Origin of the sequence: Haemophilus sputorum CCUG 13788, assembly GCF_000238795.1 — a bacterium.
Lineage (GTDB): Bacteria > Pseudomonadota > Gammaproteobacteria > Enterobacterales > Pasteurellaceae > Haemophilus_A > Haemophilus_A sputorum.
Genome location: NZ_AFNK01000007.1, coordinates 162,052 through 187,128 on the forward strand (window position 1 = coordinate 162,052; position 25,077 = coordinate 187,128).

At 43.8% G+C, this 25,077-nt stretch carries 38 protein-coding genes and 1 riboswitch; of the genes, 16 read left to right on the forward strand and 22 right to left on the reverse strand.

The annotated features are described in order from the left end of the window. Position 1: 1 nt before the first annotated feature. The 20 genes from HSP_RS0102655 to HSP_RS0102770 form a co-directional block, all read right to left on the reverse strand. Positions 2-505 (reverse strand): Gp37 family protein, encoded by a 504-nt coding sequence (locus HSP_RS0102655; protein WP_007524312.1) that lies wholly within the window; start codon positions 503-505, stop codon positions 2-4. A gap of 11 nt (positions 506-516) precedes the next feature. Continuing rightward, complete coding sequence (locus tag HSP_RS0102660) at positions 517-951, reverse strand: gp436 family protein (protein WP_007524071.1); 435 nt, start codon at positions 949-951, stop codon at positions 517-519. A 3-nt stretch (positions 952-954) separates the two neighbouring features. Next, on the reverse strand, positions 955-1,215 hold the full coding sequence (locus HSP_RS0102665) for a DUF7210 family protein (protein ID WP_007524156.1): 261 nt from the start codon (positions 1,213-1,215) through the stop codon (positions 955-957). A gap of 73 nt (positions 1,216-1,288) precedes the next feature. Next, the gene (locus tag HSP_RS0102670; RefSeq protein WP_007524268.1) at positions 1,289-2,215 is read right to left on the reverse strand and encodes a major capsid protein; all 927 of its coding nucleotides are present in this window, start codon (positions 2,213-2,215) and stop codon (positions 1,289-1,291) included. 15 nt (positions 2,216-2,230) lie between these two features. Further along, positions 2,231-3,190 carry a hypothetical protein gene (locus HSP_RS0102675; RefSeq protein WP_007524481.1) on the reverse strand — a complete coding sequence of 320 codons (960 nt, stop codon included), beginning with the start codon at positions 3,188-3,190 and terminating at the stop codon, positions 2,231-2,233. 237 nt (positions 3,191-3,427) lie between these two features. Further along, positions 3,428-3,886 (reverse strand): phage virion morphogenesis protein, encoded by a 459-nt coding sequence (locus HSP_RS0102680; RefSeq protein ID WP_007524687.1) that lies wholly within the window; start codon positions 3,884-3,886, stop codon positions 3,428-3,430. A 2-nt stretch (positions 3,887-3,888) separates the two neighbouring features. Continuing rightward, positions 3,889-4,140, reverse strand: coding sequence for a Gp49 family protein (locus HSP_RS0102685; protein ID WP_007524816.1), 252 nt, complete (start codon positions 4,138-4,140; stop codon positions 3,889-3,891). Positions 4,141-4,261: 121 nt separating this feature from the next. Further along, the gene (locus HSP_RS0102690) at positions 4,262-5,530 is read right to left on the reverse strand and encodes a phage head morphogenesis protein (protein ID WP_007525343.1); all 1,269 of its coding nucleotides are present in this window, start codon (positions 5,528-5,530) and stop codon (positions 4,262-4,264) included. A 13-nt stretch (positions 5,531-5,543) separates the two neighbouring features. Then, positions 5,544-7,013, reverse strand: coding sequence for a DUF935 domain-containing protein (locus HSP_RS0102695; protein ID WP_007524952.1), 1,470 nt, complete (start codon positions 7,011-7,013; stop codon positions 5,544-5,546). Positions 7,014-7,135: 122 nt separating this feature from the next. Next, a complete protein-coding gene (locus HSP_RS0102705; protein WP_007524818.1) occupies positions 7,136-8,632 on the reverse strand; it encodes a terminase large subunit domain-containing protein in 1,497 nt (498 codons plus the stop codon). Continuing rightward, positions 8,632-9,174 (reverse strand): DUF3486 family protein, encoded by a 543-nt coding sequence (locus HSP_RS0102710; protein ID WP_007525092.1) that lies wholly within the window; start codon positions 9,172-9,174, stop codon positions 8,632-8,634. The genes HSP_RS0102705 and HSP_RS0102710 overlap by 1 nt, the downstream gene beginning before the upstream one ends. Positions 9,175-9,186: 12 nt before the next feature. Beyond that, entirely contained in the window at positions 9,187-9,489 is a 303-nt protein-coding gene (locus HSP_RS0102715; RefSeq protein WP_005661693.1) for a hypothetical protein, read from the reverse strand. Continuing rightward, a complete protein-coding gene (locus tag HSP_RS0102720) occupies positions 9,486-9,794 on the reverse strand; it encodes a hypothetical protein (RefSeq protein ID WP_005661694.1) in 309 nt (102 codons plus the stop codon). Before HSP_RS0102720 ends, HSP_RS0102715 begins: the two co-directional genes overlap by 4 nt. A 116-nt stretch (positions 9,795-9,910) precedes the next feature. Next, a complete protein-coding gene (locus HSP_RS0102730) occupies positions 9,911-10,114 on the reverse strand; it encodes a DUF2681 domain-containing protein (protein WP_007524180.1) in 204 nt (67 codons plus the stop codon). Positions 10,115-10,164: 50 nt separating this feature from the next. Beyond that, positions 10,165-10,389, reverse strand: a complete 225-nt coding sequence (locus HSP_RS0102735; protein ID WP_007524007.1) for a DUF2644 domain-containing protein — start codon at positions 10,387-10,389, stop codon at positions 10,165-10,167. A gap of 204 nt (positions 10,390-10,593) precedes the next feature. Then, positions 10,594-11,139, reverse strand: a complete 546-nt coding sequence (locus HSP_RS0102745; RefSeq protein ID WP_007524504.1) for an N-acetylmuramoyl-L-alanine amidase — start codon at positions 11,137-11,139, stop codon at positions 10,594-10,596. Between the two features lie 332 nt (positions 11,140-11,471). Continuing rightward, entirely contained in the window at positions 11,472-11,993 is a 522-nt protein-coding gene (locus HSP_RS0102755; RefSeq protein WP_007525139.1) for a hypothetical protein, read from the reverse strand. Between the two features lie 104 nt (positions 11,994-12,097). Beyond that, complete coding sequence (locus HSP_RS0102760; RefSeq protein WP_007525521.1) at positions 12,098-12,748, reverse strand: hypothetical protein; 651 nt, start codon at positions 12,746-12,748, stop codon at positions 12,098-12,100. Then, entirely contained in the window at positions 12,745-13,179 is a 435-nt protein-coding gene (locus HSP_RS0102765; RefSeq protein ID WP_007525043.1) for a hypothetical protein, read from the reverse strand. Before HSP_RS0102765 ends, HSP_RS0102760 begins: the two co-directional genes overlap by 4 nt. After that, positions 13,180-13,719 carry a helix-turn-helix domain containing protein gene (locus HSP_RS0102770; RefSeq protein ID WP_231287864.1) on the reverse strand — a complete coding sequence of 180 codons (540 nt, stop codon included), beginning with the start codon at positions 13,717-13,719 and terminating at the stop codon, positions 13,180-13,182. Between the two features lie 74 nt (positions 13,720-13,793). On the opposite strand from HSP_RS0102770, the gene HSP_RS0102775 reads away from it, so the two are divergent. After that, positions 13,794-13,985 (forward strand): DNA-binding protein, encoded by a 192-nt coding sequence (locus HSP_RS0102775; RefSeq protein ID WP_007525026.1) that lies wholly within the window; start codon positions 13,794-13,796, stop codon positions 13,983-13,985. A 135-nt stretch (positions 13,986-14,120) separates the two neighbouring features. Here HSP_RS0102775 and HSP_RS0102780 read toward each other — a convergent pair whose 3' ends face one another. Continuing rightward, positions 14,121-14,408 carry a hypothetical protein gene (locus HSP_RS0102780; RefSeq protein ID WP_010128355.1) on the reverse strand — a complete coding sequence of 96 codons (288 nt, stop codon included), beginning with the start codon at positions 14,406-14,408 and terminating at the stop codon, positions 14,121-14,123. Positions 14,409-14,465: 57 nt separating this feature from the next. Here HSP_RS0102780 and HSP_RS11405 point away from each other — a divergent pair, with 57 nt between their 5' ends. The 15 genes from HSP_RS11405 to HSP_RS0102855 are packed head-to-tail and all read left to right on the forward strand — an operon-like array spanning position 14,466 to position 22,599. After that, a complete protein-coding gene (locus HSP_RS11405; protein ID WP_007524648.1) occupies positions 14,466-14,606 on the forward strand; it encodes a hypothetical protein in 141 nt (46 codons plus the stop codon). Beyond that, complete coding sequence (locus HSP_RS0102790) at positions 14,603-14,902, forward strand: helix-turn-helix domain-containing protein (protein ID WP_005661855.1); 300 nt, start codon at positions 14,603-14,605, stop codon at positions 14,900-14,902. The genes HSP_RS11405 and HSP_RS0102790 overlap by 4 nt, the downstream gene beginning before the upstream one ends. A 9-nt stretch (positions 14,903-14,911) precedes the next feature. Then, a complete protein-coding gene (locus HSP_RS0102795; RefSeq protein WP_007524095.1) occupies positions 14,912-15,892 on the forward strand; it encodes a hypothetical protein in 981 nt (326 codons plus the stop codon). A gap of 9 nt (positions 15,893-15,901) precedes the next feature. Further along, positions 15,902-17,722 carry a DDE-type integrase/transposase/recombinase gene (locus HSP_RS0102800; protein ID WP_007525556.1) on the forward strand — a complete coding sequence of 607 codons (1,821 nt, stop codon included), beginning with the start codon at positions 15,902-15,904 and terminating at the stop codon, positions 17,720-17,722. A 60-nt stretch (positions 17,723-17,782) separates the two neighbouring features. Continuing rightward, positions 17,783-18,955 carry an AAA family ATPase gene (locus tag HSP_RS0102805; protein WP_007525202.1) on the forward strand — a complete coding sequence of 391 codons (1,173 nt, stop codon included), beginning with the start codon at positions 17,783-17,785 and terminating at the stop codon, positions 18,953-18,955. An 8-nt stretch (positions 18,956-18,963) separates the two neighbouring features. Next, the gene (locus tag HSP_RS0102810) at positions 18,964-19,167 is read left to right on the forward strand and encodes a hypothetical protein (protein ID WP_005640647.1); all 204 of its coding nucleotides are present in this window, start codon (positions 18,964-18,966) and stop codon (positions 19,165-19,167) included. Next, a complete protein-coding gene (locus HSP_RS0102815) occupies positions 19,160-19,360 on the forward strand; it encodes a hypothetical protein (RefSeq protein WP_007524427.1) in 201 nt (66 codons plus the stop codon). Before HSP_RS0102810 ends, HSP_RS0102815 begins: the two co-directional genes overlap by 8 nt. Positions 19,361-19,363: 3 nt before the next feature. Next, positions 19,364-19,888: a host-nuclease inhibitor Gam family protein gene (locus HSP_RS0102820; protein WP_010128358.1), complete on the forward strand. Its 525-nt coding sequence runs from the start codon at positions 19,364-19,366 to the stop codon at positions 19,886-19,888. Next, entirely contained in the window at positions 19,885-20,106 is a 222-nt protein-coding gene (locus tag HSP_RS0102825) for an ANR family transcriptional regulator (protein ID WP_007524909.1), read from the forward strand. Before HSP_RS0102820 ends, HSP_RS0102825 begins: the two co-directional genes overlap by 4 nt. Next, positions 20,103-20,261, forward strand: coding sequence for a hypothetical protein (locus HSP_RS11410; RefSeq protein ID WP_007525148.1), 159 nt, complete (start codon positions 20,103-20,105; stop codon positions 20,259-20,261). The genes HSP_RS0102825 and HSP_RS11410 overlap by 4 nt, the downstream gene beginning before the upstream one ends. A 51-nt stretch (positions 20,262-20,312) precedes the next feature. Beyond that, positions 20,313-21,029, forward strand: coding sequence for a DUF2786 domain-containing protein (locus HSP_RS0102835; RefSeq protein ID WP_007525420.1), 717 nt, complete (start codon positions 20,313-20,315; stop codon positions 21,027-21,029). Next, the gene (locus tag HSP_RS0102840; RefSeq protein ID WP_007525486.1) at positions 21,013-21,489 is read left to right on the forward strand and encodes a hypothetical protein; all 477 of its coding nucleotides are present in this window, start codon (positions 21,013-21,015) and stop codon (positions 21,487-21,489) included. Before HSP_RS0102835 ends, HSP_RS0102840 begins: the two co-directional genes overlap by 17 nt. Continuing rightward, complete coding sequence (locus tag HSP_RS0102845) at positions 21,465-21,839, forward strand: hypothetical protein (RefSeq protein WP_007524247.1); 375 nt, start codon at positions 21,465-21,467, stop codon at positions 21,837-21,839. Before HSP_RS0102840 ends, HSP_RS0102845 begins: the two co-directional genes overlap by 25 nt. Continuing rightward, positions 21,836-22,222 carry a regulatory protein GemA gene (locus tag HSP_RS0102850; RefSeq protein ID WP_010128362.1) on the forward strand — a complete coding sequence of 129 codons (387 nt, stop codon included), beginning with the start codon at positions 21,836-21,838 and terminating at the stop codon, positions 22,220-22,222. Before HSP_RS0102845 ends, HSP_RS0102850 begins: the two co-directional genes overlap by 4 nt. After that, positions 22,222-22,599 carry a Mor transcription activator family protein gene (locus tag HSP_RS0102855; RefSeq protein ID WP_007523987.1) on the forward strand — a complete coding sequence of 126 codons (378 nt, stop codon included), beginning with the start codon at positions 22,222-22,224 and terminating at the stop codon, positions 22,597-22,599. Before HSP_RS0102850 ends, HSP_RS0102855 begins: the two co-directional genes overlap by 1 nt. A 489-nt stretch (positions 22,600-23,088) precedes the next feature. Here the strand turns inward: HSP_RS0102855 and HSP_RS0102860 are convergent, their stop codons facing one another. Further along, a complete protein-coding gene (locus tag HSP_RS0102860) occupies positions 23,089-24,627 on the reverse strand; it encodes a Na+/H+ antiporter NhaC family protein (protein ID WP_007525101.1) in 1,539 nt (512 codons plus the stop codon). A gap of 97 nt (positions 24,628-24,724) precedes the next feature. After that, positions 24,725-24,922: riboswitch (Lysine riboswitch) on the reverse strand. Positions 24,923-25,077: the final 155 nt, after the last annotated feature.

Below are 25,077 nucleotides of genomic sequence, written 5' to 3' on the forward strand. Positions count from 1 at the left end.
ATTATTCTCCTTTGGTTTTCAACCGTGTATCTAACGGTTGCGAGGTTGAGCGTTTAATTAAATGTGCAAATTTCGGTGCAGATGTAACCGCTTGTCGGTCTTCTACCTGCCATGTCTCAGTTTGTACAATAAGTTGATATTGCCAAAGCCCGTTGTCTTCACCGGCAAATTCTTCACTAATAAGATGACAAGGCGTACAGTTCGTCGGTTTAAAGCCGACTACTGCGAGGCGTAACTGGTCAAGCATTTCCAACGCACCGGTGTCATCGTGCTGACTGCGGGCAATAACTGTCAAAGCAACCAGCACCTTGCGGCGTTGTTGGATAATGTCGGTACTATCAAGGCCTTCAAATTTCGACCCTGCATACTGCACCAGCACTGCACCAAAAGGATCGAGCAGGTTGTAGTGTTCAAGGTCATCAGGGAATAGTTCGATACTGAAACTCGTGGTCTTCTGTTCGATATGATCTCTGATGCTTTGCAAAATCGGTAAAGTGGCACTCATTGATGCTCCCCTTAATAGCCCGACAAATCCAATTTCTGCGGCGCACGGGCTTTAAACTTTAAGGCGGACGGCAAACTGTCGTCTGCTGCTTCGCCCACTTCGAGCAAGCCCAAGTGCAATTTACCATCGGCAATGCGTTCCAAATCTTTCAACGCTTGTGCGTGGGCATCTTTCACATTGGGCGGAAAGCCTTTGCCGTCAGGACGGCGTGAATAGAGCCAGTAGCGAGCCAGCTGCAAGCAGATGTTGCGCACCAAGGTTGGCACTTGATTTAACGGCAACAGATAACGGGCGCGTAAATAGCCGTCCACCGTTTCAGTGGCGTATTCGCACGCTTTGGCGATTACAGCTTGATTGACTTCTGTCGCTCTGCTGTTATCCATCGAAAGTTGTCTTAACGTGATTTCGTCCATCACGTCTGTTAAATCTTGTGCCTTGATGTACATTGATTATTCGCCTTTTTTACCTTTCGTTTTGGCTTCTGCTTGTGCAATATTGGCTTCAGCCTCTTGGACATCAGCCTCAGTAACAGCTGATTCGGATTGAACTTGTTCAGATTGAACTTGTTCAGATTCAACTAACTGCACATAAAGTGCAATGCGTTCAGCTTCTTCGTCGGTCAGTTCTAACTTATCGCCTTGCTCGTAGCGTTTTCCGTTATGTAAAATTGCCATTGTGCTGATAACAGCATAGAGTTTGGTTTTGTTCATTACTTTCTCCTAATGAAACGGTGTTAAAAATCTCTCCTAACCCCTCTTTACTAAAGAGGAGGATTTTTAGGAATTACAAGCAGCCTTTGATTAAGTAACCTGCTGCACTACCGACAAGATGTGGTTTATGAATATCTGTGGTACGAATCACTTCAAGCTTGCCACCGTTTTCTTTGTAGGTGTCCACAAATAAGCCACCTTGACGGCGGACGGTGTAGCCGTAAGACGGTTCATAGACTGTGCCTTTGCGTTCTTGTGAACGTGGTGCAACATAAGCCAACACAATCGCATCAGACCAGATGTCTTTTAGCTGATAGCTTTCTTCATACACCGCTTCACCGATTTTCACGGTATCAATACCAATCAATTTGGCGAACACTTCAGGGGTGACAATCGCCACTTGTGAGTATTTGAGTTTTTCAATTACCGCTGGGTGTTCTTTCAATGCTGCCCACACATCGCCTGCAATTACGCACACATTCGGTTTACGACCAATAGCACGTTTCACTGTACGAATACCAGTATCGAACATGCCAAAAATATCGGCATCTTTGCTGGTAATTTTAGACGTACCACTTAAGGTGATTTTGTTATCACTGTTGTATTTACTTTCATCTAATGCCAGCGTTGCGACTTCTTTTTCACGACCCAGTGCAATCACATCTTGGGTGGTGTTTAAGGCGAATTGACGGAGCGAGAAAATTGCTTCGTTTTCTTCTCGGTAGTCGATGGCGTATTCCACATCATGTTCTTCTAATGCAACATCAATCGCGGTAATGTCTTCAGGAGTTAAGCGATTTGATGTGCCTCGTAAGTTACGCACCGTACTTGGTAGGCGAAATGCAAGACGATCAAATTTCGGAATTTTTCCGGCTTCTTTGTCGATTTCGACGGTTGGCATTAAGACTTCGCCCACTAACTCAAGGTTGTAATAGCCCTGAGCCAAGTTGGTTAAAACAGGATCTTGCACACGAAGTGCTTGAAGATTATGTGCTGTCATAGGTTTTCCTTATATCTATTGGTAAATGGCGTTAAATGCGGCGGTGTAGCTCACATTGTGTTCTTTGGCATAAGCACGAATTTTCTGATCGGCTTCAATGCTTGCAGGGCTTGTACCCTCAGCATATTCCACAGTACCATCTTGCGGTTCTGCAGCTTTATCTTTGGTTGCGACCTCAGAAAAATTCACCACTTGCGGTTGCGCATCCAAAAAGGCTTTGAGTTTACTGTGTAGGCTTTCGCCCTCACCAAACTCGACCACACCACCTTGTGCAGTGGTTGATGCGTAGTTCAATAAATCCACCGCTTGCTGTTTGGCAATCGGGGCGAGTTTGCCAGCTTTGACTAAGCCTTCAGCAAAATCGGCATTTTCAGCTTTAGCTTGATTGAGTTCAGCTTCTGCTTTTTCGGCTTTCGCTTTGGCGTTTTCATCTTTGAGTTGCTGATTTTCAGCACGCAAGCGGTCTAATTCCGCTTTCTCTTCTGCACTCATTTCAGGTTCTCCTTGAGTTGGTTCAGTTTGATTGGGTTCATTTGGCATTGCTTCGCAAAAATCCACAATACCTTGCTCACTTTCTGAAAATTCAGGGTTGCGCAAGCCTTTTACGGCAGGTGGCATAGCCCCTAAAAATCCAACGTGGCGCAAATAAAGCGAGCCTTGTTTTGGGTTGTCGGGGCTGTCCGCAAGGTAGAAAGAGGCTGATACTTTCTTAAACCGCCCGTCGGCAACCATATCGGCAAATTCGGGGTGAACTTGGTCAAGCTCTGCTTTCAGCACATCGCCGTCTAACTGCAAGCCTTTTACCCACGCATAGGCGGGGGCGTTCATTTGCGGGTGTCCGATTACCGCAGGGGCTTCGTGATAAGCCACATCATAGGCATCAACCGCTTGTTGCAAATCGGCAGGAGTGATTTCCACCACTGTACCGTGTGCATCTGGGCGTTTGCCTGCTTTAAAAATTTCAATCAGGGTCATTCGGTTCTCCTTGTGTTGGCAAACATCATAGAAAAAACGACCGCTTGTTACTTTTAAACTGGTTTAAGGAATGAAAATGGGAAAGAGAAAGTGAAAAGCAATTGAATGAGGCGTTTTTGCGTGTTTATCGGTGTTTATAAACACGCCCAAAGAGATTTAGGCGATAATTTATCGAATGGGATTTAAAACGCCACAATGGGCGTTTTATGCGTTATTTTTGATTTTCAGCCAAAGTGACTAACTTTGGTTAATTTGACGTTGCAAAAGTGCGGTGGCTTTTCGCAAGAGTTTTTGCTCGTCTTGTTCGCTTACGCCTAACCACGGACGTTTAGGAATGGTGACTTTCCCCCCACGCCCCGCCTTGCCACCGAATTGGTGCAAGCGGGCATATTTAGCGTCAGAACCAAACTCGACATTTTTGTCGTTGTAGTTGTAGGCGGTTTTATCCGACAAATAGCCGTCCTGTCGCAAAATCTTAGTGGACTTGCCTTTCTTCTGCTTGCGTGCCAAGGTTTTTGGCGAAAGCGACTGCCAGTTATTGCCTTCAGGATCAACTTCCTGCTTAAACCGTTCTGCGTGGATTTTCTTCAAGGTTTCGCCCAGCACACCATAGAGTTTACGAGGCTGTTTGAGTTGGCTTGCAATACGGTGGAGTTTTTCCACCGCTTGCGTGTCGTTAAGACTGATTTTAATCATAGCTAAAAGCCAGCGAGTTTATTTTTCAATACATAGCCTTCAAGCTGCCATAATTTGTCAAATGCATTTTCAAAGGCGATACGTTCACCAATTTCTTGGTTATAGGTTGCCGGTGAAACACAGGCTGATTCACCTGTCACGGTGAACCCATTGCGTAAGGTTAAAACACAAACCGTGAGCGTTTCTGTTAAACGATGGAATTTTTTATCGGTGATAATAGATTCCAAATGTTCTTGGGTAACACGTTCAGTCATTTTTATTCTCCTATTGATTAAAAAATAAGTTGGGCGTATAGTGTTTCTAACGGTGGGGGTTTCCTACTGGAAAGGTTGCGGTTCCGCCCGTATTATCCTGTTCGAATCAGGCAAACCACCGTTAGTCTAAACTCCCCCATAAAAGCTCATACGCATTTTTTAAATTTCCCCATTCTTTTGTCGGTTCAATTAAACTTGCCGTTCTTACTAAATTGATTTTGTGTGTCAGTTTTTTCTTGCTTAATTCGTCTTTGATTTTGACTTCATAATCCATTTTGATTGCCACTTTGCCTTGTTCGGTTTCATAAATGAAAAGTAAGGTCGGCAATTTCTGATCAGTTTCCAGCAAAATAGCAGTCGGATTTCTTAACATCTCCGGCAACTGCTCCCAAAACTCAATCGGCAGGTTAATACCTTTGGCTTGTTTGGTATCACGCAGGGCGTGCAGTACATCTTCATCACGCACGGCAATCACGGCAGATTGCGGAGCTTTTTCAAGTACGGTCAATTTATCAATCACTTTGGCTGGGATTATGCCCACGTTTTTCATTTGTCCACGTGCCATTTTTTCGGTGGCAACGGTATCTACCATCGACTTCATCGCGCCGTTTAACATCATCACGGCACGCGGATTTTGTAACACGTTTTCAATCAGTAGGCTGGCAAGTTTTGGCTCGGCATTGACAAATTTATTGAACAATAGCTGATCTACGTCCGCATTTCGCCTGGCGGTCAATCGCTCAAAATTATGTGGTTTGAACCCCACATCATAGCCTTTCGGGACTTTTACCATTCTTGGATTGCCTGACCTTGTACCGACCAGTTTTTCCTGCCATTCGATTTCAGGCGATGGGCTGACGGTTTTGCCCATTTCTTTCAAGTCGTCTTCATCGTGAGCTGTTACCGTACAATGGCAACCATACGCCTTGATTGGGTAGTAATAATGCCAAAATGGATCGCTTGCCGGCAAAATCGTGCCGTCCAAATCAATATGCTCTTGACGTGGGTGGGCGTTGTCGTGGTGGTGATATTCCCAATAAGGCATCACATCAACAAGGTCTAAATGCTGCTGCAACCGTCCGCGATTGTAGGCAGCGTAAACGTTGGTGTCGTAAATAATACGGGTTCGCCAATTTCTACCGCCTTTGTAATCCCAGCCTGTGCGAGCCACAATTTCATCAAACCGCTTGCGAAAGCCCTCCAGAGTTTCGCCATTGTTGATAGCTTCGTCCACCGCTTCACGAAAGGCAAGCAGGACTTCGTTGCGGTTCGCGCCTGCGACCATAAAGAAGTAGTCGTGTTCATCGCCCAGCACGTCCAAATAGCTGTTGGTGGGTAGGTTGAGTTTTTTCTCAAAGTATTTGACTTGATTTTCAAAGGTGAATTTCATTCACAAATCTCCCCTAGCCCCTCTTTACTAAAGAGGGAGACTTGGCACGCTCGTCTTCTACGGATTGTCGCCCTGCGAATTGTGCTGCCGTTGAACCCCATGCGAGAAGTTCGCCATATTCGGCATAGCTGAGTTCTGGAATTAGGCTATCGAGCTGGTTGCGGAAATCTTCCAAACTTTCGGCTTGCCCTAAGCGATCGCGAATATCGTGTAGCCAAGTTTCAACAACGGCTTCGCCTTCCACTTCCAACTGCTCGCCAATGGTTTCAATCACGCTTTTTGGGATTGGCTCGGCAAAATCCACCTTATCCGTCCCTTTCTTTTGTAAAGATGGGTTAGGGGAGATTTCTTGCATCACAATATCGCCCTCTTCAAAACCATAAGTGCGGTGGATATATTGCTCGGTAAAGCCTACTCCCATTTCAGTTAAGAGCTTATCGCGTTCGGCTTGTAGTTTGTCGATGTTTTCTTGTTCAAACAGTTCAAAGGTTGGCAAGGTGTCCACGCTGAAATTGAGTTCACAAATCCAGCTCAACAGCTGATTGAACACGCCTTCTACAAGGCTGGCGTCATCGTTGCGAATATCACGGGTGACTTCTAGCCCTGCGGTGGCAGATGCTCGGTTGGCTTCCGCTTCGGTGGTTTGGTTTTGCCCTAAAATCGCAATGGCGATTTCCGATTTGCAATACTTGATAAAGTTATCAAAGGCTTCTGATGAGCCACTCTTGTCCGAACCTTCCACTAAGCCGATTGAGCTGTCGTCAGGAATGGCGGCAACCGCTGTGCCGAGCATTGCTTCCATACTGTCGAGCAAATCTTCCACTTCGTGAACTTGGGCTTGGCGTGGGTGTTTGCCGACTAACCACGGGCTGCCGTATTTTTCGGTAAATTCCAGCCAATACTTAAAGCCAGCTTTCTTAAAAGTCGCCGCCCAAAAGCAGAGCGAGAGATCGCCCAAGCCATACGGGTTGATGTAGGTCGCATTTTGGGTGGCAAGCAATATTCGATAAGGCGGCAGTTCTTCGCCGTTGAAGTTCTCTTTGGTACGAAGTTTAAGCTGGTTTTCTTCATCGAAGACGAACCACTCTTGCGGTTTGCCTACGATTGCTGTTGGCAACAGTAAGCCGTTTTCGCTTTCCCACATTACTTCTAAGGCTTGATAGCCAAATAGCGTGGCATCTAAAATTTGGCTGATAATATGCGACATCGGCAAGCGGTCGAAAAGTGCGGTTAAAATCTCGTCCGTTTTTTCATTACCTGTCGGAGTAATTCGCCATTCCAGCCCTTTGATTGCCGCTTTGCGACGGCGAACACAGCCCCCAACGTGGCTGTCGGATAAAATTTCACGATAAGCCGAAATATCCTTGCCCATTTTCTTCAGCACAGGATCGGGGTTCGGCAGGTAGTGCATAAACGACCAATAGTCAATGGCGTTGGCACGGCTGGCGATGACGCGAATTAAATCTTGTTTTTTTGGTGTCATTGGCTTTCCTTATTTTTCATAATCCACAAAGGCGGCAAGCAATAAAAATACCCACCAAAACGGTTTGTCGTAAAAAATCAGCACAGCGGCAGAAATGGTTAAAGTTACAAATGCGATCATGGTTAATATCCTTGCGTTAATTTTCGGCTGGCTCTTGGTTTGCGACTGTGAGCTTTAACCGGCAACTGCACCAACTGACGGCTGGCATAATGTGCGAGCAATAAAGAAATTGCGGTGTCTCCGTGGCGTTTGTTTTTGCCGTCTGCACTTTTGGTTCGTTTATCGGGAATGCGTGGCACGCCTTTCACCACTTGGAACGAACGCAAATCGGCAAGAATATCGGCATCTTTTGGAATGCTGTCGAGTTCGCCATCTTCGAGCGCGGCTTTAAATGGGGCGGTGTGTTCGCGATACCATTTTTCCGATAACTGCACGCAATCCACCAATGAACCAAACGCATCGCGAGCGGCTTCGGCTAAATAGCCCCCGTTCCCTCGTGCATCAAAAGCTGCACCGGCGAAACGTGGCAAATGCTTGAGAATAAACAACACAATTTGTTCTTGTTGCTTGTAAGGCATATTGCCTAGCTCCACAATCAACCGAACGCTTTTGGTTAAGTTTTGCTGTTGTGCTAACACCACAAAGGACGTCATATCGCCACTGCGGGCAAAGTCTTCGCCTAAAAAATGTAATTGCGTTTGATCTAAGGTTTGCAAAATCGGGGCAAGCGTGGTTTCACACCAATCCTGCATTTCCTGATAGCGTGTCGGTTCAGGCACAAGGCTAAAGCCATCTTTTGCCGTCATTCGGATTACGGGCGTGCTTTCGCTCATTTGGCGTTCAATCAACGCACGTGAGAGCCATAACCCTGTGCCGTTTTTCGGTACGCAGTAGTATTCTTCTTCCGCATCTTCTTTGGTTGCCGTGTCATTGAGTAGGTTTTCTTTCCACTCAGCTTCTTTTTCGGCTGTCCATTCTTGCTTGCTGACTTGGCAAATACGTTGGTATAGCCCTTCAGCACAGGCATCATCAAGGGTAATCGTATGTACCGAGTAGCGTTTTCTGCCTGCCCGACTGTCTAAGATCAGCTCATTGAAAAGGTTGTCCGCACCGTTGTGGGTAGAAATCAACCGTACTTTTGCACCCCACATCGTAAGGGCAAGCGCGGCTTTTAATACTTCCGCAAGGTATTCGTGGAAGGCTGCTTCATCAATGACCACCACGCCTTGCATACCACGCAAGTTTTTCGGGTTGCTGGAAAGGGCTTTTACTTTGAAGCCTGATGCAAAATAGATCACATAAGTCAGAATGTCCTTATCTTCATCTTGCAACACTTCTTCTTGAATTTCGCCTGCTGCATAGTTAAACGCCCTTGCCCACATTGCCACCGCATCAATAAATTCGCGTGCCATTTCCTTGTTTGACCCAATGTAGAACACATCAGAGCCACCGTCTTTTTTAGCAAGGCTGGCAATCAAAGCATCATCAGCAGCTTCTGCCCACGTCAAACCTGTTCGACGAGATTTTTCAGCGATTTTGAGCTGGGATTTATCGGCTATCCAACGCTTTTGGTAGCCCAACAGTAGCTCGTTTGGGTCAAAGGGAATGATATCTTTCACTATGCAATACCTAAAATTTGCTGTTTGATTTTGTCTGCGGTTTCTGCCGACAAGCCAGCCTGAATTACGATTTTTTCCGTTTCTTCAGCAGCAAGTTCCGCACGCCGTTTCACATCAGCTTGATAGACTTTGAGCTTAGTGCTTGCTTGAATGAGTGATGCCACATTTTTGCCTGCAAAACTTAGGGCTTGGAATTTCTCCATCGGGGTCATCTCATCATCTTCGGCTTCTTCAATATCGACCAAGGCATCAAATAAAGACGACTGCAACATCCCCATCAAGGCTTCACTGCGTTTGTCTTCCTTATCTTCTGCGCCTTCAGCGATAATACGTGCGGCTTCAGTGCTGTCTTTGATTGCCTTAAAACGGCGTTCAATTTTTTGCCCATAACGATGAATTGCCGACTTGCTAATTTGATAGCCTTTTTCACGTAGTAGGTTTTCCAATTCCACATAGCCGGAAAAACCGTTCTCGGTTAAGGCTCGTTCCAGCCAACGGCGGACATCTTCAGGCAGTTTTTCGATACTTGAACGGGGAGCCATACCAGTTCCCCCTTACGCCCAATACTTTTCGGGGCGGGCAATACCGGCTTGGCAGTCGATGGTGTATTCCACAATGTCCACGCCTAGGCGGTTAATATCGGCAAACCACACGCCGTGCGGTTGTTTGGTCAGTTCCACCAGTTTACGGTCAGAAAGATATTCCAACTGCTGACGGATTTCGTGCGGTGTTACATTTGGGTAAATGCCTGCCATCACATCACGCAAAAATTGTTCGCTGGTGGTGTATGGCATGGCTTTGTGTAAAGTATTGAGCAAGTGCCAACGCATACCTTCTCGGCGGGCTTTTTCCATCATTTTGCACTCTCCATTTTGTATAAATCACTTAAGGTTTTGTGTAGGGCATCCATTTTGGCTTCCAGCACCGTTTGCCCGCGAATGTAGTCATCTCGCAACACATAAACGAGCGGCAGACTCGACTGCATTTGATTGAATTGCTTTTCCAATTCTTCCACTTTGTCATTGACTTTGAGCTGGTTTTGGTGGCGCTCCGACAGCGAGTTTTGAAACTGCGATACTAAAATCTTGGCGAAGCCAAAACAGCAACCGAGAAATGACAGCAACAACCCGACCAAGTGCCAAAATTCCACGTTAATGGTCATTACTTGTCTCCTTGCAAATCTCCCGATAAGTCGCGTTATGCACCGCAATTTGACGGAGTGTTTCAGTGGTGTCTTGCCGACTGGCTTTAATTACCCCAAAACCCGAGCAGCTTGGGTTAATCACGGAGATCGCCTTGTTGTTGCAGGCGGTTAATGACATCATCACGGCGAGAGCCACGAGTGTTTTCTTCATTTTTCTTTCTCACTTCAAAATGTTTGACTTGGGTTTGCGCTACTGCTTTTTCCTGTTGCAGTTGCTCGTTTTGCTTAGACAAGCGGTCGATTTCTTGTCGAGATTTGCGGATTTTATAGGTGGCCATCATTGCTCCTACCAGACCCACTACAACAAAGCCTAAAATCAGATAATAAATCATTCTTCACGCCCCCGATTATTTAACGCATTGGCAAAGCCTTTCGTGGCTGCACCGCCAGCACAGAAAATAGCAAACGTAGTGAATAATTCGCCCACATAGGCACGGTCAAGCCACACGGCATAAACCAAAATGCCAGCCATCAATAAAGCCCCGAAAAATTGGATAAAGGCGGTGGTGGAAAGACGACCATCGTTGTTAGTAATCAATTCTTTGAGTGCCATTAGTAACTCCAGCGTAAGTAAAACCATTGGGCAACCGTGCGACCTTTATTGATTGCACGGCTAATTTTGGCGTTATTGCTTAATTTTTTCATTGTGTTCTCCGTATTCTTCAAATCTCCCCCCGCCCCTCTTTTCTAAAGAGGGGGGCTTAATTTTTCTCCGTTTTACCGTTCCCCTCTTTTGTAAAGAGGGGTTAGGGGAGATTTATTTAAATAAATGCTCAACATTCACGACATCTTCACTATCTAGCCAGCTCCAAACATCAAAACATGGGCAGTCTTTAATCCATTCATTCGGGCTGATTGTGCCGTCGCCGTTTAGGTCTGGGCTTAAATCACGATGTCCACAAATGCGAGCGCTGGGATATTTGGCTTCAAGCTCACGCAGTAAACGATGTAGGGCTTTCCATTGAGCTTCGGTGTATTCGCCGTGATTGCGTTTGTCTTTGGTAATCCCACCGACCAAGCAAATGCCAATGCTGTTTAAGTTATGCCCTTTGACGTGTGCGCCTGTTTCGCCTTCTTTGCGACCAGTTTCGACAGTGCCGTCGGTGTCAATCACAAAGTGGTAGCCAATATGTTGTAGATGAGAATTAAAGGCTTTGTAATTGCCAGCCAAGCGTTGAAAGCCACGTTGTTTGTGCCAGTCGTCAATGCGTTGAGCGGCGGTTTGGGTAGCGGTACGAAGTTGCTTGCCGTTTTGAGTGGCTGAGCAATGGATCACGATTTTGGTGATGGATGAGGTGTGCATAAAAAAACTCCAGTTATAAAGGATCACTTGATAACTGGAGTTTACTTAATGGTTGTGGGAACTGATTTTAAACTGGTTTATAACCTTTAAAATCGGTTTGTTGGAATAATGGCGACAAATAAAACTGATTGGAGAACGACTATGTGTTGCCTTAAACAAAAAATATGTCGCTGGATTATTAAATGTGGCTTAACCGTAAAATTTAGCAATTTTATTGTTAAAAAGATGGAGAAATGCAAGAAAGGTTCTTGGTTGTGGTGGCGTTTAGCCAAGTTACATTTTAAATTTTTTGACCTTTCTTGCGTTATTTTTAAATGTGCTAATTCCAGCTCTTAATAAGGCAATTCAGTAACCTTACCATCAGGGGTTTCTCTATATTTGGCGGTTGGATATTCTGATTTACATACTGTACAGAAAAACTCATCTTGATAACTTGATGATGCCATTGTCGCACCAACGTGTCTTCTACGTTGTTGCAATGTGATTGCCTTACCATCACTGTCATAGCAACGCGGGCAGATATAATGTGTTACCGAACTAGTATTCGTAGATTTATACAACAGCAAAGGTTCTTCAAAAGATGTTGTATATTTAATCAACTTATATTGTTCTTTCTTCTCTTTTTCTTGCTTTAATTGAGCATTTTCTTCAGCCAACGCCATATAATCTGCTTGCATAGACATTATTGCGGTCTGCAAGGAGATTATAGTATTGGTTAAATCAATGGCTTTTTGTTTGGCTTCTTGAATTTCTGTGGCGGTTTCAATATCTGATGTTAAATTTTTCAGCATAGTAACTTGGTTCGCCACATCTTTAACCAAGCCGATTGCGGTACTAATTGAGCCTACGTCCATATTCTTCTCCTGATATTATTTCTTTTTCTTCCCACCACAAATACTTTCACAAGGTACGCCGTCTTTGTCGCGGTTGAAATAGCTCATATCGCATTGTTGTAACTTTACTCATATTGTCTGAAATAATCCAAGTTAAACATTGGACACCAGTCAACATTGTTTTCAACAGCCAATGCCTGAATTTGTTCTTTCCAAGAACCAAAGTGTTCTCCTCGCTCTATTGGGCGATTTTCTAATTTTTTGCAAGGAATGACATATTGAGTTTCTTTCTGCTTTGTTTTTTCATCAGAGAAAATAGATAAGGATAATCCTTGAGAATAGTAAACATCTCTGAACAATCTGTTAGTTAAAGATAAACAATGTGACTTTGCATTTAAGCATTGGCAGGCATTTTGATAGCATTCTAATATAGAGCCTAAGCTATAATAGCCAGAACCAGTATATAGTTTTCCAGCAACAAAAATTTGTTTTGTTGTCCAACCATCAACGTAACGTAGTAATAAAAGAGCTCTAGCAGCTTGTTCAGGGGTTTTATCGAAAGTACAAGTGTAAATTATATCTTTGTCTAACTCATAAGATGAGAATTTAAAAGCTCCTGTGGCAATAGATAATGCCATTTTAAAATAAGGACTTTTAGTCTTGGCAAAAACGATTACAAGTAAATTATTTTTTGATAATTCAATAGGATCATCATATTGCTCACTTTGATTTTTTAATTCCGTAATTTCGGATTTCTTTTGTTGTTCAGTTGTCATTTTAATTCCTCAGTTTCAATCTCTTTAATCTCTTTTTCCACGTGTTGCCCAGCATTGTTAAAGACCAACGCCAAATAACCTGCCACTAAAAACACCAAATAACCCACAGGGTGCAGGCTGCCTAAATACAGCCCCAGCAAGCAAATTACAAAGCCTACGAGCGTGAATATCACTAATCTTTGGCTTTGTTTTTGTAATAAGGCTTTGCGACGTTGCTCTTTTTCTTGCCATTCTTGATAGTCAAAATACTGCTTAATCCCAAAGGTGCATTTACCGTTGTAGCAGTATTCATTGAAACGGTAGCTTTCGCCACCGCACTGTGGGCAAATGACGATGTGTGGGCTGTTTTTATCAATTACTTTTTCTGGATGATGAAAGTGAGCTTCATTGATGTTGTTAAGCTGCTCAACATTGTCAATTTTAAAATCCATTTATTTCCCTTTCTTAAAATGAATACCACCTTCAAGGTGTTCGATGTTGTTTTGTTGTTCTACGTTGCCAATGTGCATTTTTGTAGCGAAATTGCCTTGTGTTGTGTTAGCCTTTGCCGCCATTTTGGCAACATTCAAAATCATTTCTTTGCCTTCCTTACCAGCGGTGCGGAAATACTGCAAAAGCAGGTTCTCGGCTGGCATTAAATTTTCCATTTCTCGGTTTGGGTCAAAGCGTGGCTCATCAGGCTTAGGCATATCTTTTAACATTTCCTGTTCTATCGCTTCATAGGTTTCACGGCGATGTCCAAGCAAGATGTAATCCATATCAAGGTTTAATTCTGGACATTTGGCTTTTAGGGCGAAAAGCTCTTTTTCGGGGAATTTTTGTTCTTTTTTTCGAGAGCTAAACGTTGTAACTGGCATTTCAATAGCTTTTGCAAAAGCAGCATCTGATTTCACACCTAAGCATTCTTTAGCTCTTTTTAATTGATTTTCAAAATTTTCTACCATTTTCGTATATTTCCACTTGATAAACATACGAATATCGTATACGATAATCGTATAAGTTGTTTTAACTTACTGAATTATACCACAACAATAGGAGCTAAATAATGAGCAATGAAGCAAAAACCCCCGATCAAATTCGATTGGAGTTTTATCGAAATGGGCAAACTTTTCAGCAATGGGCGATTGAAAATGGCTATCACCCCGTGTTGGTGAGTAAGGTGCTAAACGGTGCCGTGAAAGCCAATCGCGGAAAAGGTTTGGAAGTTGCCGTGAAATTGGGCTTAAAAGCCGCTTAAAACTTCTTTTGCTCTTTAACAATTTGGAAAAAACAGCGAAAAATCGACCGCTCTTTATAAAAACAATAGGAGATTTTATGCAGAAAGAAAAGAAATCAGACAAGCCTGACAGCCTGTCTGTTGAAGAAAAGGAAGCTACTTATCCAAAAGAGATAGTAGTTGGTCAAGATAAACGGATCTGTTATTCCGTTTTTGGGGAGTTGGCAATGCGTTTTCCACATCGTCCAAGCCGAGTTCGTAAAGCGTCTCAAAATCTTTAATCCACGCTTGGCGTTCATTATTGGGCAGAATAGAAATTAGCGAAGCCAAAATAGATTGATAAAGCCGATTCTCGGTATCGAGATTTTGAACGTGAATTTCTAGTTCATTGACTCGTTGTTCGAGTTCTGTGAGCCGTTTTATCGGCAATTTAATTACCGTCATAGGGTTTCCTTTTGGAAGTTGAGAGAGCCAATAGGATACCACAGGGAGAAAAATCAAATGAAAATGTTAGAAAAATTATGCTTATGGTATTTGAAAAAATACTGGAACAGTCAAGGTTATAAAAAAGCGGTTGCGATTGAGCAACAAAAACAGGCGGAAAACTTACCGCAGTTTATGAAATCAGGGCAAGCCAAATGAAAGAAAAAATTAACGGCACGCAGCGTGCGTTGCGGATTTTAAAAGCCCTAAAAGGGCGAACGATGGACGGCTTAAGCAATAAAGATTTGTGCGAAGCGATTGATGAAACACCAGTGAATATCACCCGCGCTACGGCGATTTTAGAAAGCGAAGGCTTTTTGCGCAAATTGCCCACTGGCAACTGGACGCTCAGTTTTGCCCTGCTCAATTTGGCGGTGTGTTATGAGCAAGATATGCAGGCAGTGAATGAGCGATTTAATGAAATGCGCCACCGTGTTGCAACAGGTGGTTTTTAGGAGTGAATGATGACAGATTTAAGATTAAGTGAACAACAAGATGCGGTGGCATTAGCCAGTCAAGCCTTAACGCAAGATGTAGCCCAATCCTACGAAATGCTGGGAATGGTAAAAATGTCTGACTTTCATAGAAAACTGATAACGTGTCAGCAAATTAAAATGTTATCAGAATTTAAAAAATCTAAGAGATACAAAGACTTAACAATGCAAGACATAGATGGAAATTGGAAACACGTCAGCACTTGGGAAGAGTTTTGCGGTTGCTTAGGTTTTAGTGCTAAGAAAATTGATGAAGATATTTTAAACCTTAACCGGTTAGGCGAAGACTTCCTAGAAACCAGCCAACGCCTTGGCTTAGGCTACCGCGAAATGCGAAAACTTCGCCAACTGCCCGAAGAAGCCCGAGCGGAAATTGTGGACGCGGATTATTCAGACACCACCGATAAGGAAGAGTTGATTGAGAAAATCGAAGATTTAACCGCCCAACACGCGAAGGAGAAAGAAGCCTTGCAAGCCCAACTCAAACGCAAGTCGGACGATTATGAAGCACAGGCGAAAGTGCTTGCTACCAAAAACGAGCGGATTAACCACTTAGATTTGGAATTGGCGAAGAAAACCAAAGCGATTGAAACCCAAACGCCTGAACAACGTGGTGGCGTGTTACGTGAAGAAGCGGCTGCGATTTCTTACAAAGCAGAAGCCGTGCTACGAGGGCAAGTATTCCAAGCCTTTGAAGCCTTAACCGCTCATACGGAAGCCACAGGCATTGACCACAAGCAGTTTATGAGTGGGGTGCTTGCCGAGTATCAGTTGATTTTGTCAGAACTCAAAGAACGCTTTGGGTTGGATGATACGCCAAGCGGCGAAGCCTTACCTGAATGGGCGAGAGAAGATTATCAGCCTGACGGCAAGTTAGATGAAAGTGTAACGAGCATTTTGGACGAGATTGAGCTTGATGCTCGCATTCAAGATGCGGAAGTGGTGGGTTAAGGAAATGCAATGGCAATACTACCGAGCGTTCTCGCCCAATATGCCGAGCGTGTGGAGAAAGCAGGCTTTGGCGAGAAGGAAAAAATTATTGAAGAAGGCTGTGCATTCACCGGTTTAAGCCGAGCCACCTTTCTTCGGCAAATTAAGCCCTACCGCCCAGCGAGTGGTCGCAAAGTACGGTCAGACAAGGGGAAACATCAAATGGATGCGAACGAGCTGAAATTGATTAGTGCGGCGTGGTTACACCTACGGCGGAAAAATGGCAAAACCATGGCAACGTTGGAGCGGATTTTAGACATATTGCGCGCCAATGACAAAGTGAAAGCGGAGTTTGTGGACGAGAAAACAGGCGAAGTCCGCCCTTATTCGGCAAGTTCGGTGGAGCGTGCATTACGCAATGCTAATTTGCACCCTGACCAGCTGTTACGCCCTGCCCCAGTGGTACAGTTGCAAAGCCGACACCCGAACCACGTTTGGCAAATAGACCCGTCTTTGTGTGTGCTGTATTACCTGAAAGAAACTGGCAAAGGCAATGGGTTGTGCGTAATGGAAGCAGAGCAATTCTACAAAAACAAGCCAGCGAATGTGGCGAAAGTCGAACCGCAACGAGTGTGGCGGTATGTCATTACCGACCACGCGAGTGGCGTGATTTATGTGGAATATGTGTATGGCGGCGAAACGGCGGAGAACATTTCTGAAACCTTTATTAACGCCATTCAGAAGAAAGATAACCCTGCCGAGCCATTTTTCGGTGTGCCGAAAATTTTGATGTTCGACCGTGGTTCTGCCAATACGTCACAAATGTTCACCCATTTGCTGAACCAGTTGGACGTGAAAATTGAAGTGCCGAAAGCCCACAATGCCCGAGCTAAAGGGCAAGTGGAGAAAGGCAATGATATTGTGGAACGCCAATTTGAAAGCGGTTTGCGGTTTATGAATGTGAGTGGGCTTGATGAGTTAAATCAACTTGCTCACCAGTGGATGCGGTATTTCAACGGCAAAGCCATTCATAGCCGACACGGTATGACACGTTACGGTGCGTGGCGAAAAATCCACGCCAATGACTTGTTATATCCGCCCAGCCGTGAGATTTGCCAAGAGCTGATGATTACCGCACTCACCGAACGATTGGTGACCGATAAGTTGGAAATCAGCTTTGAAAATCGCCGATATGATGTGCGTGATGTACCTGATGTGAAAATTGGAGAGAAAATCACGGTGGGCAAAAATCCGTACCGCCCTGAATGTGTGCAAGTGCAGTGCTTTGAGCAGATTTTTGCCGATGACGGCACGGTTAGCCTGAAACCTTATTGGGTGGTGTTGGAACCGATTGAAGTGAATGAACTAGGCTTCCGTGTGGACGCGGCAATCATCGGCGAAGAATACAAGGCCCATCGCAAAACGGCGTTTGAAACCAATAAGGAACAGGCGGAGCAACTGGCTTATGGTGTAGAAACCGAAGACGAGTTGAAGCGAGCCAAGAAAGCCAACGCACCGTTATTCAACGGCGAAATCAACCCTTACAAACACATCGAAGAGAGCAAGCTAACGTGGTTCTTACCGAACAAAGGACAAGAACACGAACTGACCACCAACGCACGCCGTGTTGAGCAAAAACCGATGTCAGCGGTGGAGTTTGCCAAAAACGGCAAAGCACGCTGGGGCGAGTTGTGGACGGGCGAATGCTATCAATGGATTACCGGCAAATATCCGCAAGGTGTGCCGCAGGTGGAAGCTGAACGGTTGCTGGGCTTGAGCTTTGATGAATTCAAGGCGGAGTTTATGGCGCCAGAGCCGACAACATCACATTTGAAATTGTTGGCTGCCTAGCCCAAAAATCTCCCCTAACCCTTCTTTACAAAAGAGGGGGACTTATTGAAGGAGCATTTTATGCTGAAACTAAAACAGGTGCTGATTGATAAGGGCGTGAGCTTAAGGCAGTTGGCACAGATGATGAATGTGTCGCCTGCGACCATTTCTCAGTTGATAAATCATAATCAACGGGTGCGGGAGTGGGTGGCATTTGAGAAGAGTTTAATAGCGTCTTTGCAAAAGATTGGGATAAACCAACCGCTTGCAACGCTATTGAGACAGGAAGCGACAGCGGAAAGTTTGGCGACCGAACCTGCCGCTTCCGCCCTTAAAACCAAACGAGAAATTAAGGACGAGATTATGTTACTCGCAAAACAGGCTTTATTTCCAGCCACTAAGAAACATTTTTTATTACCGATTGACCCTTTTTCCGTCGATATTCGCTCGGCTGATGAAGTTTTCGCCACCAGCGACATTCGTTATGTGCGGGAGTCGCTTTATCAAACCGCTAAGCACGGTGGCTTTATGGCGGTGGTGGGAGAATCAGGTGCGGGCAAATCGACCCTGCGCCGTGATTTGATTGATCGCATTCGAGCAGAAAACGCCCCAATTGCGGTGATTGAGCCTTACATCATCGCAATGGAAGACAACGACATCAAGGGCAAAACGCTCAAAGCAGCCCATATTGCCGAAGCGATTATTTCCACCCTTGCACCGCTACAAAACGTGAAGCGTTCGCCTGAAGCACGGTTCCGCCAGTTGCATCAAGTGTTGAAAGAAAGCTGTAAATCGGGCTATTCGAACGTGCTTATCATCGAAGAAGCGCACTCCTTGCCAATTCCGACGCTTAAACACTTGAAACGCTTTTTTGAGTTGGAAGATGGCTTTAAAAAGCTGATTTCGATTGTGCTAATTGGTCAGCCTGAATTGAAGCTGAAACTGTCGGAACGCAACACCGAAGTCCGCGAAGTGGTGCAACGCTGTGAAGTGGTGGAACTCGCACCCCTTGATGCAGAGTTGGAAAACTATGTGGCGTTCCGCTTAGCAAAAGTGGGCAAAAAACTCAACGATATTTTTGATGAAGATGCTTTCCTTGCGGTGCGACAACGCTTAACGGCGGTGGGCAGAAACAAAACTACCACTAGTTTGCTTTATCCGCTCGCAGTAAACAACTTGCTCACGGCAGCGATGAACTTGGCAGAAAGTTTAGGTGTGCCGAAAGTGAACGGCGATGTAGTGATGCAGGTTTAGGGGGCGATATGAGAAAAACAACCTTAATTTTAACCGCATTTTTGTTGGCTGGCTGTGATGACGGAATGATACAAAAGCAAACGTGGGCGTATGCCGAACTTTGTATCAGCGGTGTAGTTTACCTCCGCTCGCCCAACGGCAGCCTAACCCCAAAAATTAACGCGGATTTTTATCCTTATACTTGCCAAAAAGGAGTAACAAACAATGGCTAAAAAACTGACCGACATTACCGTAACAATGAACTCTAATTACGATAATAAATTATTTCTAGAAGAATACGAAACAGCAATGGCGGATTGGACGGAAGAAGAACGAGCTGGCTTACCAGTATCTGAAATTGCATCTATCTTTAAACACGAATTTTCAGATGGTTCTGTTGAATATATTTTTAAAATTAAGGAATAAAGAATGGCTAAACGAGCAACAAGAGTAAAAAGCGAAGTACAAGAAATTGCATTGCAAACCCAAGATGAAGTGGCGCTGGCGATTAAACAGATCGGCGATTTAGAACGTGAGCAGGTGCGACTTTCCACCCAGCAAGCGGACGAGAAAGCAGCGGTTGATGAAAAATACACGGCACAACTGACTACATTGAAAGAGCAAGTGAAGCCGTTACAAAAGGCGGTACAGGCGTATTGTGAAAGTCGTCGTTTAGAACTCACTAACGGGGGCAAGCAGAAGACGGCTTACTTTACCACCGGCGAAGTACAATGGCGTGCCAAACCGCCTGCGGTGGTTGCCAAAGGCATTGACGGGATTTTGGAGAGCTTACGCAATTCGGGATTGTTCCGCTTTATTCGCACGAAAGAAGAGCTCAATAAGGAAGCGATGCTTGCCGAGCCTGATATTGCACGCTCTATTTCGGGCGTAACTATTCGAGAAGGTGTGGAAGAGTTTGTCATTAAGCCGAATGATGAAGAGGTGCGAAAATGAGCCGAAAACCAAAAGTAGATCGAGATGTACTCGAAGAAGCCTATCGCAAAGCAGCCGAAACTGCAGCAGCAATGGAACGTTCGGGCAATTATGCCCGAGCTGGTGAATTGTGGGGAGAAGCAGCAAAACAAGCGGTAACACTCAAACAACGTGAGTGGTGCAACACGCGCAAAACCTATTGCAAAACGTGGCAAGGTAAACGGGAGAAAAAACAATGATTTCCACACTAGACGCCTTAAAAATGCAACTTCGCCAAGCGATTATTCAACTGGAACAGGCTGAGAAATCGCTAGATAAAGAACAAATGGAATACGCCAAAGTGTATGTAAGTAATGCGAAGGGGATTTTGATGAAACTCGGCATTAGTTTTTAAGATAAACCAAACCGCCTTCGGGCGGTTTTCTTGTATTAGGAGAAATTAATAATGAAGAATAAAGAAAAATTATTGAGCAAGATTAAGAAATTACTGGCTTTAAGCAAATCCCCAAATCCACACGAAGCGGCAAGAGCTTTAGCAATGGCTCAAAAACTAATGGCGGAAAACGAATTAAATCAAAGTGATGTGCTTTTTTCAGAATATAACGGTAAACAAAAATTCTCTATCACTCCGCCGAGATATGTGCATATTCTAACAGGTGTAATTTATAAGGCTTTTGGTGTAGAAGGTTATTTCGCTAATCATTATCCCGAGCAAGAATTTGGGGAGAATAAATTGCACGTTGTTTTTTTTGGGAAAGAGGAAAGACCGATGGTTGCGTCTTATTGCTTTGATGTTTTGTATCGACAGTTACAAAAGGCACGCCAAGCGTTTAATGCCAGTCAAAGCAAACGGTTGAAACGCAGTACGCTCATAGCTAGAGCTGATAAATTCTGTGAAGGCTGGGCATTGGGTGTTTATGATGTAGTTGAAGAATTTGTATTTAGTAGCGAAGAGAAAGTTGAAATGCGAAAACAACGTGAAAAACTCACTCAAACGCTACAATTAACCAAAGGGAAAACTCGTGAAGCAGGAAATAGCCGAGAACGAGATGATAGTTCTAAATCGCTTGGTTACGAACAAGGCAAAAAAGCCCGACTTCATCACGGTGTCAATGGAAAAGAAATGGCTAAATTAGGAGTGAAAAATGAAAGTGAAATGTAGTGCGTGCGGAGCGTTGCATTCATTGGATGCGTTAATTGCCAATCAAGCGGCGAGCGAGGCGCTGAATGCGGCATTGATGGTAAGTGGTGAACTGGGCGAGGCGTTGATTCGCTATTTAGGACTATTTCGCCCAGCGAAAAGTTCGCTCACCTTTGACCGTGTTGCCACTTTGTTAAGTGAGCTTACACCGATGATTCAAGCGGGCAAGATTAAGCGTGATGGTGTGGAATGTGATGCCCCTGTGGATGCGTGGATTTATGCGATCAATCAGATGATGGCAAATCGGCAAGCATTGAAATTACCGATGAAGTCGCACGGTTATTTGTTTGAAATTATTGCGGGCCATAAGCCTGTTGGCACATCGATGGTGAAAAATTCCGAGCAAAATCGCCCGCTTGCAAGCAATAAAATGAACGCAATTAAAGGAGCGTTGGAATGGGGCAAAACAATCAATGGCTAAAACCCGTACTGGCGCAAGGTGTAGCAATGTTGTTGCTGTTACGTCTGAAAAATTCACCGACGGAAGAGGTAATTCAGCCTACACTGGAAGCGTGGTATCAGGTAATTACTTATAAAAAGTCGTGGGATATGGAGTTGGATAAGGTGCGGTTTGAGACGGCATTTATGACACTTGGGCAGACTTGCGATTGGTTTCCTACGCCAAAACAGCTTCTGGAAGCCTTACCACGGCGTGAATATCCTGAGCTTCCGCCACCACCGCCGAAAAATGTAGAAGAAATGGCACAGGAAAAGGCACAAATGGAAAGTAATTTACAACGATTGAAAGCAATTTTAAGGGGTAAACGATGAGAAAACGATTATTGCAACTGGTGCATATTGGGAAAACACAGTTGAAGATGGACGATGAGACTTATCGGAGTCTATTATCTCAACAATTCTACCAAAATTCGGCAAAAAATATAAGCTATTCAGATTTAGTAAAACTGGTCAAAATACTGCAACAAAAAGGCGCGAAAATTCGCTTACCGCGTGATACACCGCAACTTTCAGCCGTTCAGCGGAAATTGTGGGCAGTGTGGAAAGCAGTGGCTGATGAAAGTAGTTCGGCAGCGTTGAATGCGTTTGTGCAGCGCTATTATGCCGAAATTGCGGACTGGCGTGAGCTAGATAGAGAGCAAACAGCAGCTATTATTGAGCAGCTAAAACAGTGGAAAAAACGAGTAGGTAAATAATGATTGATGCCAAATTTGACAATAATGACTTTCAAACCAAAGCCCCCGATTTATTGGCAGATTTGGCGAAATATACGGTAATGGCTGTGCGTGAATGTTACCCTGAAATGGACGCGGAAACCGCAGAAAATATTGGAATGATTGTGGCATTGAAGACGGGGCATAACTGGGGCGGTTTGAATGTGTATGTGCCGAAATCAATGTCGCTTTTCGCCTGTGAGCGTGAAAAGCAAATTTTCAATGAGTTCACCGGCAATAATCACGCCTACCTTGCTAAGAAGTATGGTTTATCTTTGCAATGGATCTACAAAATCGTGAAGCGTGTGCAGAAGGAAGAAATTGCCAAACGGCAATTTGATATGTTCGCTCAATCCTAAAAAACAAACCCAGTGACCGTAAAAAGTCGCTGGGTTTTCTTTTTCTCTATGTGTAACTCTGTTTCATTCCACCTTTCTCATTTCTTCCCACTTCATCCAAATTTTTCCCATTTATGTTGGATTATGTGTGAGGGTTATGTTGGGTGGGTTTATCCTAAACGGACATTCGTAAAACTGCCACAGTATAAAATGAAAATCTTAGTGATCCTAATTCCCCTTACGACTGACCTCAAAATAAAGATCCAAAACGAAAACAGAAATAGAAAATGTGTTATTTCCATACTATAAAATAATCAGATGTATTTCCAAATGGTTGACGACGAGTCAAGGCATCTCAGTAAATGATTGATGCATCTGACGATCTGCAAATTAAAAAACAAAAGCGTTGTTCTATGTGACTAGAACAACGCTTTTCTATACATGCAAGCGGTGAGATTTTTATAAATTTTTGCAAAAGCTCACGAAATTTTAACCGCTTGTGATACGAACCTACTCGGTGCCTTTTGATTTAAATATCAAAAGAATTACTGCCATGACTACTGCAGTAGTCGCAAAACCAAACCATGAAGATTGCGTAAAACCAACAACGATATAACCTAATACAGAGGCTAATGCTACCAACATAGCATAAGGTAACTGAGAAGTGACATGATCCATATGGTTACAACGCGCACCAGTTGAAGATAAAATCGTTGTATCTGAAACTGGTGAGCAGTGATCCCCACAAACCGCGCCAGACATTACAGCTGCTAAGCATGGAATAATCAATGCGGGTTCCGAGTGCATTGCCATTGAAGCACCGATTGGTAACATAATCGCAAAGGTTCCCCAACTGGTTCCGGTTGAGAATGCCATAGCTGACGCTAACACAAACAGAATTGCTGGTAAGAATGCTGGCGAGATGCTGCCTACAACTAATCCAGACAGATACATCCCGGTTTTCATATCGCTAACCACACTATTGATCATCCAAGCAAAGAATAAAATAGTAATTGCGCCTGACATCATTTTGATACCGATGCCGTAAGAACGCCAATAATCTTTTAGACTTAGATTTTTACTGTTAAATAAGCAACAGGTAAGCACGATAATACTTAGTACTGCGCCAACCACTAATGAAATTCCAACCGTAGTATTTTCAAATGCGCCTAACAGACTAAATGGCGTATTAGCTTCCGCTAACGCTTGTGCACCTGTATGGATCATCATGGATACTGTACCAATAATCAATGCAATAATTGGTAAAACTAAATCACGAACATGCCCTTTACTCTCTGTATCATCTTCTTCATTTTCTTCTTGATGATTCAGTGCATAGCGTTCAAAACGTGCCATAGAACCAATATCAATTGTCCAATATGCCACAGCAAACACCATGACAATCGAGAAAATCGCATATAAGTTCATTGCACTCATTGTCATGAATGCACCTAATGGGCTATATCCTGTAATAGAGTGCGTAGCAAATAAATCAGCAACTAAGGTTATAATATAAGCACCCCAGCTCGAAATCGGCATCAACACACACATTGGTGCAGCCGTTGAATCAAGAATATATGCTAATTTTGCACGCGAAATTTTGAACTTATCAGTGACTGGACGCGCAATCGCACCTACAGCCAGACTATGGAAATAATCATCAATAAAAGTGACGAAAACTAAGCTTGCTGCCATCAATTTTGCACCACGACGACCTTTAATTCGCGCTTGAGCCCAATTCGCAAAAGCTTGATTTGCCCCTGAAGCACTTAATAATGCAGTTAGTACGCCTAATAAAACCAAGAATAAAATAATATTGATATTATTGCTATTTAGCCCCTCTTCAGCCCCTTTATAAAATAAAGAAACTGCGGTGTTTTTTAAATATGATAATGAATCAAGGATTTTGCCATCAGTTAGCAATAATGCCCCAACAACAATACCAACACTTAATGAAATAATTACTTTTCGGGTAGCAATAGCTAATACGAGCGCTAATAATGCTGGTACAACAGACCAGACACTGCTCGAATAATCGATTAAATTCATAAAACCTCTAAATGTTAAAATCAATTTAAATGAGGATTCTACTGATAATATTTACACAAAAAGTAAATAAAAAAGGAAGGGGAAAAGGAAAGCCCAGCCTAACAGTAGCACTCCGAAGCGGTTAATTTATGAGAAACTTTTGCAAGTTGCCGCCTCGACAGTGTCGTCCCTTTCGGTAACGACCCCAACCAATTAAGATGACGCTTAATTGATTTCGGCAAATACGCCTTTCCTTTTCCTTCATCGTTCTCCACTCAGAAAAAGTACTTATCGGATTTGCGCCTCTACAATTTGTAGGTGGGTGTAAGATACCTGAAATGAAACAACTTCTCAAGCAGAAAAACAATTTTGTTATTTTTACTTACCAATTTTTCTATTGAAGATGAGCTAACATTAAAAATAAACTTCATTTGGTATTTACCTTTAAAAAAGATTTAGATAATATATTCC